The organism is Domibacillus sp. PGB-M46, from assembly GCF_022668875.1.
Taxonomy (GTDB): domain Bacteria; phylum Bacillota; class Bacilli; order Bacillales; family Domibacillaceae; genus Domibacillus.
Genome location: NZ_JAKGCR010000001.1, coordinates 38391 through 49937 on the forward strand (window position 1 = coordinate 38391; position 11547 = coordinate 49937).

The 11547-nt window shown below is 44.3% G+C and carries 12 protein-coding genes; 4 read left to right on the forward strand and 8 right to left on the reverse strand.

Going from position 1 to position 11547, the window contains the following annotated elements:
- Positions 1 to 349: 349 nt before the first annotated feature.
- Positions 350 to 604, reverse strand: coding sequence for a putative holin-like toxin (locus L2D08_RS24410; protein WP_375337550.1), 255 nt, complete (start codon positions 602 to 604; stop codon positions 350 to 352).
- A 205-nt stretch (positions 605 to 809) separates the two neighbouring features.
- On the opposite strand from L2D08_RS24410, the gene L2D08_RS00170 reads away from it, so the two are divergent.
- On the forward strand, positions 810 to 1259 hold the full coding sequence (locus tag L2D08_RS00170) for a hypothetical protein (protein WP_242231678.1): 450 nt from the start codon (positions 810 to 812) through the stop codon (positions 1257 to 1259).
- A gap of 648 nt (positions 1260 to 1907) precedes the next feature.
- Here the strand turns inward: L2D08_RS00170 and L2D08_RS00175 are convergent.
- Positions 1908 to 3713: a solute:sodium symporter family transporter gene (locus L2D08_RS00175; RefSeq protein ID WP_242231680.1), complete on the reverse strand. Its 1806-nt coding sequence runs from the start codon at positions 3711 to 3713 to the stop codon at positions 1908 to 1910.
- A gap of 227 nt (positions 3714 to 3940) precedes the next feature.
- Complete coding sequence (locus L2D08_RS00180) at positions 3941 to 4351, reverse strand: hypothetical protein (RefSeq protein WP_242231682.1); 411 nt, start codon at positions 4349 to 4351, stop codon at positions 3941 to 3943.
- 439 nt (positions 4352 to 4790) lie between these two features.
- Here L2D08_RS00180 and L2D08_RS00185 point away from each other — a divergent pair, with 439 nt between their 5' ends.
- Positions 4791 to 5378, forward strand: coding sequence for a VanZ family protein (locus L2D08_RS00185; protein ID WP_242231683.1), 588 nt, complete (start codon positions 4791 to 4793; stop codon positions 5376 to 5378).
- A 70-nt stretch (positions 5379 to 5448) separates the two neighbouring features.
- Here the strand turns inward: L2D08_RS00185 and L2D08_RS00190 are convergent, their stop codons facing one another.
- Together L2D08_RS00190 and L2D08_RS00195 are read right to left on the reverse strand one after the other, a co-directional pair.
- On the reverse strand, positions 5449 to 7371 hold the full coding sequence (locus L2D08_RS00190; protein ID WP_242231685.1) for an S-layer homology domain-containing protein: 1923 nt from the start codon (positions 7369 to 7371) through the stop codon (positions 5449 to 5451).
- Positions 7372 to 7560: 189 nt separating this feature from the next.
- The gene (locus L2D08_RS00195) at positions 7561 to 8967 is read right to left on the reverse strand and encodes an N-acetylmuramoyl-L-alanine amidase (RefSeq protein ID WP_242231687.1); all 1407 of its coding nucleotides are present in this window, start codon (positions 8965 to 8967) and stop codon (positions 7561 to 7563) included.
- 242 nt (positions 8968 to 9209) lie between these two features.
- Here L2D08_RS00195 and L2D08_RS00200 point away from each other — a divergent pair, with 242 nt between their 5' ends.
- The gene (locus L2D08_RS00200; protein ID WP_242231688.1) at positions 9210 to 9383 is read left to right on the forward strand and encodes a YjfB family protein; all 174 of its coding nucleotides are present in this window, start codon (positions 9210 to 9212) and stop codon (positions 9381 to 9383) included.
- Positions 9384 to 9596: 213 nt separating this feature from the next.
- On the opposite strand, the gene L2D08_RS00205 is transcribed toward L2D08_RS00200, so the two are convergent.
- The 3 genes from L2D08_RS00205 to L2D08_RS00215 form a co-directional block, all read right to left on the reverse strand.
- Entirely contained in the window at positions 9597 to 10025 is a 429-nt protein-coding gene (locus L2D08_RS00205) for a hypothetical protein (protein WP_242231690.1), read from the reverse strand.
- A 127-nt stretch (positions 10026 to 10152) separates the two neighbouring features.
- The gene (locus tag L2D08_RS00210) at positions 10153 to 10344 is read right to left on the reverse strand and encodes a hypothetical protein (protein ID WP_242231693.1); all 192 of its coding nucleotides are present in this window, start codon (positions 10342 to 10344) and stop codon (positions 10153 to 10155) included.
- Between the two features lie 272 nt (positions 10345 to 10616).
- Positions 10617 to 10979 (reverse strand): hypothetical protein, encoded by a 363-nt coding sequence (locus L2D08_RS00215; RefSeq protein WP_242231695.1) that lies wholly within the window; start codon positions 10977 to 10979, stop codon positions 10617 to 10619.
- Positions 10980 to 11137: 158 nt separating this feature from the next.
- On the opposite strand from L2D08_RS00215, the gene L2D08_RS00220 reads away from it, so the two are divergent.
- A complete protein-coding gene (locus L2D08_RS00220) occupies positions 11138 to 11512 on the forward strand; it encodes a YkvA family protein (protein WP_242231697.1) in 375 nt (124 codons plus the stop codon).
- The last annotated feature ends 35 nt before the right edge of the window (positions 11513 to 11547 follow it).

Consider the following 11547-nt stretch of genomic DNA (forward strand, 5'->3'; position numbering starts at 1 on the left):
CTTCGCTTTGCTTCTTTATATGATTCGCAATGCCGGCTATATCCCGCTAACCACTCTGTTCTCAGTAAAAATGTCCATACAGCAGGCGGCAGCTTTAAATAAGAAATAAGCCAAGATTACAGCAGACAGGCCGTCCCATCCTCAGCTGTTTCTTCCTTTGTTCTGCCCTTCATTAAATTGATTTTCATTTGAGCTGGATTGGGGTATAATTGGTATGTAAAGAAACATATTAAAAAAAGACCCCTGGTGCGGCAAACACCAGCGGCCTTGCGCAGAATTCCCTTCAAGGGGGATCAGCAAATGAAAGTGAAAGGTAATCCACTCCCCTGCTTGTCGGCTCAAGGGTGGATTACTTTTTTTGTGTTAATGAGATGATTGAAACAACGAGACTAGCGAAGGCAATCATCAGCATCAGCGATTGAAAAGTCGTCATAGGCAGCACCCCCCGGGCCTGCGCAGGGCAGGTAGTGCAGACATTGCCCCAGGAATCGGCGCTCTTTGTCTGCAAGCCGATTAAAGAATGCTGTCCACCCTTGAGACACAATTCCAACGCACTTTTATTATAGCATAGAGCTGGTAAATATAGATAACGAAAACGGAACATTAGTTCTTTTTTAGTAGATTTTTCTATTCTTTAAGCATTCCAGGCTTCCAAACCTCACTGCTGCCTCTGCCACTGTCTCTTTTTCTTTTTTGTTTCTCAGCCTTTACAATGTCATTTCAATTCGGTTAAAAGGTTTAAAAATCCGGTTAAGCGGCCCAAAACAAGGTACTAAAAAGATAAAGATATCACTGAAGGAGGCAGCATAATGAAACGTTCATTTATTAAAGCGGCAACACCAGCTCTTGCGGTCGGTCTTGCTTTCTCCGCTCAAGCCGCAACAGCCAGTGCTTCTGTTTCTACCCATACTGAAACGCAATCGCTAAAAACCGTCCAAGGTCAAATTACAGTCATAGATAAAAAGCTCGAAGATATTCATGCGGATTTGGCGAAAGAACGAGTGATTTCAGAAGAAACCCGTGTCCGCTCACTCAGCCGGTTGAATTCTCTTCTTTACCAAACGAATACCGCTTCACAAAAAGTAAATGCGTTGGCCCAGCAGCTTGGCGGCGGTACTATCCAGACGACGGATGCAGAGACAAAGCTGAATACTGCCGCTGCACGCATTCTTGAAGTGCGTGACGCCTTGTTTATTCCGGACAGAGATGACCTGGCTAACACAGAAGATGTACCCGAAGAAGTTATGGATGGAAACTAGGAGAGGTGCATAGGAGCTCCCTTCCCTGTTAAAAGGAAAAGAGTTCTTTTTTTTCTTTTTCTGACCGACAAATTCAGCGTGCAAAGCAGCGGCATACAGATATGATTTACCGCCAGACCCGTTTTGTTCCCTTATTTCATACAAGTCGATTTCCCAAAATTCGTTGTACGACTCATCAGAAAACAAAAAAAGACATGCGGGGCTTCCGGGTGTACTTCGGAACCTGCTGCTTTTTTGTTGCTTAACCGAAAAGAATGCTTGAACCTCTTGGCTGTGACTTCCCGGCCAAAAACAGCTGCTGTCCTATTTAGATACTTTATTTTTGAGCCGTTCTTCCTGCCAGCTCAACGCCAATTACTGGTACCTGCCGGCCAAAGCAGATTATACTCTCCGGGTTTTCCATCAAATCCACTGTTGCCGCCACAGAGCCAGCTTTAAAATCCGTTAGTTAAATGCATATAAGCTCTTTCCGCTTTCTTATTATAAGTAATTTGCTCTCTCTCCCCTTGTCCTCCAATCATTTAAGGCTGAGGCCAAAGTATTTCTCATGACCGCCGAAAAAAACAGCCTGCGGCCATGCTTTTTACTTTTTCACTTTACCCTGTCTTCGGTAAATAAAAAGCAAAAAAAGACGGTTTTAGCCGTCTCTTATTTGTGGATTTCCGCTGCTTCAAGCTGTTCATTGATCGATGTTTCTGCTGCCTGGACCGTATTTTGTTTTTCAATATAACGGCTATATTTATCATTCCATCTTTTTACGGCCCATACGGCCACAATAGCCGTCAGAATGGCCGATCCTGTTAATGCCGGCCAGAACAAGGGAGAAACGATCCCTCCTTCATATGCAAGGCCAACTGGAGAAAAAACGATATAGAATTCAAACATCAGTCCGATCAGTACGACAGCCGCTGCCAGGGAATATTTCCATGGTTTCATGTCAATCTTTGGATGCGGTGTGTAGCTCCATGCTTTTTTCGCCGGGTATAGCTTCCCGATAACGAGCATGATAATGAGTTCTGTTATAAATAAAATACCATACACGTGAATATAATTGATTTCGAGCGAAAAACCAAAAAGGTGGTTTGTTCCCCAAATCATCATATAGTAGGTAATCACGTGAAAAACAATGACCACCTTAGCAGCAGCCGGCGGTACACGTCTGGCAAAAATGCCAATAAGAACGATCGTGATAATCGGGATATTAAAAAAACCAGTAAAGCGGCGAATTAACTCCCATAAGCCGTCTGGTGCATACATAAGCAAGGGGGATACGCAAAAACTGATAACCGCAAGGCCCGCTGTAAACCATTTGCTTAAGCTGAGAAGCTTGGCATCCGATAAATGAGGCTTCCAAGGCTGAACAACATCGAGGGCAAACATCGTTGCAGCTGAATTGATCAGCGCATTAAAAGTGCTGAATACCGCACCAAGCAGTACAACTAAAAAAAGTCCCTGCAGGTACCATGGCAGAATATTGGCCGCCAGTGTCGGATATGCCAGGTCAATAGACGCCAGCTTTCCACCATACAAATGAAAAGCCATAACGCCCGGAAGCATCATAAACACCGGGACAAGCAGTTTAAAAAAGCCGGTATACAGTACGCCTTTTTGTCCTTCCGCCAGGTTTCGGGCTCCAAGTGTCCGCTGAATGGCATACTGGTTTGTTCCCCAATAAAAAAGATTCGCCCAAATCATCCCAGTAAAAATGGTCGCAAAAGGAACTGAATCGGTACTTGACCCAACCGCGTTTAATTTTTCGGGATGGTTTGTGGCCATCTTTTGAAAACCTTCTGCGATATTGCCGCTTCCTAGTTGATACAGCGCCATGACTGGAATAAGCGCACAAATGACGAGCAAGCCGATTCCAATAAAGGTATCCGACACAGCGATCGCCTTCATTCCGCCAAAAATGGCAAAAAACGCGCCGATGATGCCGATCACCCACACCATCAGCCAAATGGACTGTGTGTAAGAAATGCCAAGTAAGCTTTCTGCATTAAACAGCTTCATAACCCCTAATGCCCCTGAATACAAGGTCGAGGGAATGGTAACAAAGACATAACCGAGCATAAATAGCACAACCGCAAGCCGCCGGACTCCTTCGTCATACCGATCCCGCAGAAATTGCGGAAGTGTCGTAAACGCGCCACCCAAATAGCGGGGCAGGAGAATCAGCGCCATGATGACAATCGCCAAAACGGCAGTGACTTCCCACGCCATGTTGCTCATGTTCGTCCCATACGCCTGTCCATTTAATCCGACCATTTGCTCGGCAGATAAATTTGTCAGGATCAAAGCCCCGGCAATAAAGCCGCCGCCCAAGCCGCGCCCGGCCAAAAAATACCCTTCTGTTGTGGAATTAGCCCCTTTTGTTTTTTTGTACGTCCAGATGCCGAGCAGCATAATGATGACCGCACTCGACAACAGTGTAAACCAGATATTTTGACTGCCCATCCTATCGTTCCTTCCATCCCCGTTGTCTTTTTTCATTAAAAGAAGCGATCCACTATGTACAGTCGCCGAATGCAGGGCGTGTGCCCAGTAAGTATGCCATCCTCATACCCATGTTTCGATAGAATAAACCTCTTTCCCTTCCTTTTTCCATCAATTAGAAAAAACAGCCGGCTTTGAAGGAACCCTGCTGCCTAAAAGAATGCGTACATCTCCAGTTCCCCTTTTTATTATTGAATGACTTTTTTTAATTCGTTCACTGACTCTTTCGACATCGTTCCATACCCTTCCTCTTCTTTCTCACCAATTATTTCTGCCGTGCCCTTTTCATGCAGCCAAATTCTATAAGTCTGCAGACGCTCCGGCATGCCTGCGTCCTGTTCAAAAAACAACACAACTCTCACATCCTCCATTGTCGCCATTGCTGCCTGGGTACCCGGCTCCCATTTTGCCTGCTTGAATACCTTCTCTAATGCCTTAACCTCTTCTTTTTTTATAATGGTTGCCGTCTCTCCAACAAGCTGGTTTTCTTCAAAACGCTCCACGTCAATTCTTGTTAAATCTGACTCCTCACTCTCACTGCATCCTGCAATCAAGATTGTCATTCCTGCAGCCATCAGCCCGGCTATTTTTTTCCTCATTTTTTCTCCTCCTTTTTATCAGCAAAACAGCGTTAGAAAAAGGCTAAATTCAAAAAAGGATCTTCCATATCTTGAGCGAATGTTTTGCGTTTTTCCCCATCCTGCTCACTTTCTTTTTGTTATTTTTATCCATTATATAACAGGAAGAGCATACAGCGGATTGGTTTTATAAAAAAAGCCAGACAGATGTTACCTTATTCAATCACATACAGCGTTTGGCCGCCTCCTCCAAACAAGCCATCGCCGCTTTTTGTTTGCTATTAATGAAAATAATAGAGTCTATTCTTTGGATGAACCCATGAAATAGTTACAGAATTGTTTTCCAGCTTGTGAATCTTAAAGAAGATCATTTAGTCTTGTGATAAACTGATTGAAAAGGAGGCATTAGCATGATCGATCAATGTAAAAAAAAGCAAAAAGCAAAGCCGGAGCGGCATACGTGAAAACATCATTTGGCCTTTCTGCCTTGCTGTCGCAAGGATTGTTTCTCGCATTCCTCCCTGTTTGGTTTATGCTTTTTTCGTATCTTCACCCTGTGGTCATTGTTGTTGTATGGGCGACGCTGACTACGCTTGTTTTCTTAATCGTGTACGGCTTTCGCCAGGATACAATTCATATATCGGCAAAGTTTTTAAAATGGATAATGGCCCTTTACACAGCCGCTCTGCTTATTCTGCTGTTTTTTCGGCCATCAAATCAGGCTTATGAGAATATGAATCTTATACCATTTCACACGATCCGCCTTTTTTTAAGCGGAGAGGCAGATGCGTTTGTGGCCTTTTACAATATAGCCGCAAATGTCGTGCTGTTCGTACCATACGGCATGTTCTGGATGCTGACAGCGTCCCCTTCCCTTCTGCAAAAAACGCTTGTGCCCGTTCTGGTTATTACCTTGATCGAGTTGGTGCAATTTGTTACTCACCGGGGCAGCTTGGATATAGATGACTTGATCTTAAATGTCGCTGGCGTGTTCCTTGGATACGCGTTGTATCCGTTGGGCCGGCGTGTTTTGCGTGTGATCCGCTAGTTACTTCTAGAAATATAAAATCCGGCAGACCTTCATGCAGGCCTGCCGGATTTTTATTTTATGCTTTTACTTATTCCGCTATAGGCAGCTTATTCACATAAGTGCTGTACACGTAGCCTGTCTGGGACGGGCTATCTGACACGATCTCCGCCCACTCTCCATCCTTGATAATGGTAACTGGCATGCCGCTCGCTTTATATGTGTACAAGATGCTTTGACTTGTGCTTGGACCTGTGCGCACGTTTAAGTCTGGGGTGTTCGTGAAACCGATCGTATAGCGGCCAAAGTCTTGCCCGCCCATTGCCTGGTCAACCGTATACATATGGCCGGCAAATTTTGCGCCCCAGTAAGGATCGGATGCGTATTTCACGTTTACGCCTGTTGTTTTGTTTCCAGGCACGGAGCCATTAAACCGCCAGTGCGTTGGTGTGAAATATCCCGCTCCTAAGTAATCTTTTGCAAGTGCCGTTACACCTTCTTCTACGGTTTTAAACACAGAGCCTCCAGTAGGATCAGAGTCGTACACTTTCAAGCCGAATAAATTATTGATCGTCTGTGCTTTATCACTCATTCCGTAATCACTTTCGTGAACCGCCAGTGTAACGATCATAAGTGCGTTAACGTTATATAGGCTTTCTGCTTTTTTGGCCATCGTACCAAGGCCAATCAGCTTGCTTTTCGCTGTGGCATTTGCGTATTTAGAAAGGCCCGTCGCCTGTCTTTCCGCCAGCACTTTTTGAATATAGGCATCAAGCTCGGCTGCTGTGTAATTCGTTTTCGTGCGGCCGGACAGGAACTGGAAGTATTGATATTCATGCCCTGCCTGCTGACCTGCTTCATTGTAAAACGAGAAGCCATCCCAGCTGTAATACTTTGGGCCTGCCTGCATAAATGATGGTGCCGGTCCGGCTGTATACGCGACTGTCTTGTTTGTGTCAACGTTGTAAATGTGATGGACAAGCAAACCATTTGATACAGAATAATAACCGCGCCCTTTTGCGCCTTCATACGGTACAAGGCGTGTATCTTCCGGCTTCATAAAATACTCGCTTCCGCCAAGGTATACCTTTACGTATGAATCGGTCGAAGTAATGTACTGCAGCTCGGCTGGAATGCCGCTGCTTCCAATTGCAGAGGCCGTCACATATGTTTTGGCTGTTTTCAGCGTTTCGTCGGAATAAAGATCAACCGTCGCTTTACCGCTTTCCGGCTTGGCAAAAACCATGCCTCCATATTCTTTCATATATATAATTTTCCCATTTTCAAGCAGAAGCTCAGCACCATTTTTGTCCATGGCTTGTTTGGCAGCATCAAAGGATTCATACGTAACAGCCGAAGGTGTGATCGTACCAGCTGCATCAATCATCGCTGTTTCAAACGGCTTAATAATCGGCTCCGGCAGGTTTCCTTCAAGCATCCGGTAAATAAACGCAGCTGCTTGTCCGCGGCGCGCGTTATCCAGCGGGCCGAATCGTCCATCTGTATACCCAGAAATGATGCCTAAGCTGACACTTTTGCCGATTGCCACTCGATATGCCGAGCTGATATTGTCAATATCTGTGAATGAAGGCTTTACATACGCAGCATCTTTTCCTAAATAGTTGAGCGCATTGCTGATCATAAGCGCCATATCCTGGCGGGTAATCGTTGCTTTTGGCGAGAAATTTCCGTCTGAACCGCCGTTAATAATGCCGGCAGCAGCCGCGGCATTTACATAAGGAGCCAGCTTAGCTGAAGCCGGGACATCTTTAAATCGCTCTGGTCCTTCCGGCAGCTGCAAGGCACGAGCTAAGAACGTCGCAAATTCTTCCCGCGTAACGCTGTTGTCCGGCTTATACGAGCCATCTTCATAGCCGCTCATAATACCGGCTTCAATAACGGCACTCAGTTCTCTGCCAAGCGAATCGCCGGCTGCCCCTACCTTATTTTCGGATAAAGGTACAAGCGGAAACAATAAGCTGGCCGCCAGCACATATGAACCTATTTTTTTCATTCTCTCCAAAACTCCCCTCACTGCTTATCTTGTATGTACGTTTACAGCTCATAGCTGCTCTTTTTCTCAAATGATTACTTTAATACATTATAATGGAAAAAAATCCACACTCCTACTCTTTTTTTCGGCTTTCCTTTCTTACTTGTTTAGAAGTCTGCCAAAGAAAAAAGGAAAGCCAGCCGGCTTTCCTTATGAGTTAGCTAGATCGTATAATGAATCAACATCATAGCCTTTTGCTTTATAGTAATCCAAAATACCGTAGTAAAGGGCTTTAGACATCACTGTCTGCCAGTAATCCGACTTTAGCTTGTCATTCTCCTCTTTATTCGTAATAAACCCTAGCTCCACTAACGCGGATGGCACTGTATTGTATTTCAATACACCTAAATCTGTTCTTCTTACTAAACCACGGTCTTTTAAATTCCAAGCCTGCAGCATACGGTTCTGAAGTTTTTCAGCCAGCAGCTTGCTATCCGCTGAATTAGCGGTATTCGCGGCGCTATAATATAGTGTTTCCGTGCCGTTTGCACTTGAACTTGCTGCAGCGTTGGCATGGATACTGACAAACACATTACCGTTGTTTTTGCTCGCAAATGCAGCACGGTTATTGATCGTGATAAATGTATCTGTTGAACGAGTCATCTTCACATTAAACGGTGTTTGTTTCAATAGCTCGTTCACTTTCAAACCTGTTTTCAGCACAACGTCTTTTTCCTGAAGTCCAAAACCAATTGCTCCCGGATCCCGCCCGCCATGACCCGGATCTAAAATAATCGTTTGATTTGACAGGCGTGGATCACTTGCTGCGCTCTTCGTCTCTGTATCACGCAGATAAAAAGCATTAACGAAACCAACGACTTCTCCTGACTGAATATAAATCCAGTCACCCACTTTATGGGCTGCCGAAACTTGTGCATTTTCAGCTAGTTTTCCTTTTGAACCATAAGCGGTTGACGGGCCTGAGCGGATATTCAAGTCGCCCACATTCGCCCACATTGTCTTATCAAAATCGTTCGTTTTGACAAGGCGAAACCCTGGATTGATGGCACGCGCAAGAAAAACGGAAAAGTCTGTGCGCTTTAGCAGCTGACCGGCACCAAACGTGCCATCATCTACACCTTGAGCAATTCCCTTTGATGTTAATGCTTTGGCCGCGCCTGACAGTGTACCGCCGAACGAATAGTCAAACGCCTTCGCCATCATGACAGCCATTTCGCCGCGCGTCACTGGTTTATCCGGCAAAAAGCGGCCGCCGTCATAGCCTGAGAAAATCTTTTTATCTACCGCCGATTGTATATACCCGGACGCAAAATTTCCTGAACCTACATCCACAAAGTTAGTGGCTCTCTTTGTTCCATCCAGCTGCAGGGCCCGTCCAATAAAGGCCGCTGCCTCTGCACGTGTAACGGTTTTATCGGCGCCAAATACTGTTGTGGACGATCCGTTTGCAATCTTTCCTTCGGCTAAATAATTAACTTCTTTTGCTGCACGGCTTGGCACATCAACAAACCCGGCTGCTTGAGCAGGCAGCCCAAAACCAGCCATTGATAGAATAAGCACGAGTACCAAACCAATTATTACTGCTTGTTTTTTCAAACCTTTTCCTCCAGTTCTCTTTTGTTACAGAATCCAGCTCTCTATTGGTTAATTTTACATATTAAATTCTATTTTTCTATCATTTTACTTTAATTGTAATCTAATTGTTATTTTTGATATCCAATAGTCATTATGTCCATATTTCTAAAAAATTACCTGTTTACTGTTTAAATGAAGATATTCTTCGAATCTTCTTATACTTTCGAACTATTAAGCCGATAATAAAAAGGGAGGTGAGACGTATGGATATCGCTGCTTTATCGACTGGCATAAGCCAGGCTTCCCTTAACCAAAGTGTCAGTATTGCGCTGACGAAAAAAACGATGGATATGGCCCAGCAAAATGCCAGCCAAATGGTGCAAATGCTGCAGGCTCCTCATCCAACGCTCGGAAAATCAATTGACGTAAAAGCGTAACAGAAAAAGCAGCGGACCAATCTGCTGCTTTTTCTGTACGCATAATATAAAAGGATAATGGTTTATCGCCTTCATATCCTTCACTGTTATCGATCACACCAAGCTCTTTCACGAAATAATACAAAATAATGATATATTTCTTTAAGCTGGATGCAAGTAAAACCCGTTCATCATATTCATGATCCACCTCGACGACCTGCCCGTACTGACCCTTCATATATGGATCAAGGTCGATAGTAATAAAGTTGCCGCCTCCATCATGCTGAAAAGGAATTTGTTAGACAGCATTTCATTAATTTTCACATAACCAGCCGGGATGGACCGAATAAGATACCGTCCTTTTACATTGCGGACCGCAAAGTCAACTTCACGGACAATTTCGTCCCAGTTCATCAGCGGGTTTCCGCCAATATGCGCATATGACGCGCCCTCTTGTTCAATATCTTCTGTCCATTGATCAGCGTCGTTGCCGTTACAGAGCGTATAAAGCATGACGAAGTCATCAATTGGTTCTTTCTCATAATGGTTAAAAACCGGGAAAATTTGTTTTCTTTCATTTTCTGGAAAAAGCGGTGTGCACAGTCTGCCAAATGGTCCGCTTAAAAAAGCATGGTATTCTTTCCAGAGTTTATCAAATGGCATTGGTTTATATGTATAGAGGAGTTTTGTAGTGAACAGGCATTATAATCCTGAATAAAAAAATCCATCAAAAAAGACCCCCACATGCTGCTTGGAGGTCCTTTTTCCCTTATTCACTATTTAAATTCAGTTAAAATAAACTACTAAACAAAATATATTGGTCTCTTAATTTTTCTTCATCGGATTTGTCGGCTGCGTCTCTCGTTACATCGCGTTCACGGGCTAAGATATAAACTCCGTCGTCTTCTGCGGCTAGTTTTGTTAAAACATGCATTGACTGAATATCTGCTGTACCAGGATCAAATTCGTGTAACGAAGCCATTTTTCATTTCCTCCTCTTAATTCAGTTTGATCTATCAGGCAACCTACTGAAAAAATGAAAGAAGCTCGACATTATCCTGACATTTCCTTTTCATACCGGCCCCGCCTGCGCCAAATATACTGACAGCCACTCACGCTATCCCGCCTAAGAACACACATGTCGCGTGTTCTTCTTTTTTACCCGGACAAATCTATTTTCAAACCTTTTTCTATTATTTTTTATAAGATTATATATGTATTGGGCAGAACCTGCTGCCCAGGCTCAACTCGTTCTTATCCGGCCCTTCCCATCCTTACATCCAGCGCCGTCTTTACGACTTCATAATGATGCCCCTGCAGGCTCTCTAAACACTGCAGCAAGTGAAAAGGCCCTGATCCATTCCATAAATGAAGCGCAAGCCGTCCAAGCTGGACCGCGCCGGCGCTGAGGTCGTAGACCGAATCATCCTCTTCCCATTGGATGATCCAGTCAACCGGCGTTTCATGCGTATCTAATTCAGATACTATATGTTCAAATACCATCGGCACGGCCAGCAAATAGCAGGCAGCCGCATATTCTAAATCGTACTGGGCAAATTCCCATTGAATTTGTGTTAATTTAAAATTGACGGCGTGGTGATCATCCACAAAATACATGTACACCGCTCCTTTTTTCTTTACTTTTTGCGCAGCAGAACATCTTTTCAATATACCCACGCTTTCTTGTATTCATTCCCATCTAAAGGGGAGTGTTTCCAAAAAATCCACAAGCCTATTCATCGTGTTATGATGTAAAAAAAAGAAGGGGACGTACGATGAACCGTTTAAAGAAGTGGGCACGGCAGTTAAAGCGCCAGTTGTTTATGCTGTATTTCGCATGCCGCGATCCGCGGGTGCCCTGGTATGCAAAACTCTTCACTGCCTGCGTTGTTGCGTATGCATTCAGCCCGATTGATTTAATTCCAGATTTTATTCCTGTTTTAGGTTATATCGATGATATTCTTCTCGTACCGCTCGGTATTTTTTTCGCATTAAAAATGATCCCAAAGCCTGTGATGGCGGACTGCGAAGAAAAAGCACAAAAGCTGATGAAGGACGGAAAGCCAAAAAACTGGACAGCAGGTGTTTTGGTGCTGCTTATCTGGGCAGCCCTCTTTATCTGGGTGGGACGATGGATTTGGCAACGGTAAAAAGTCCGTCTTCAGACAATTTTCTCACAATTTCT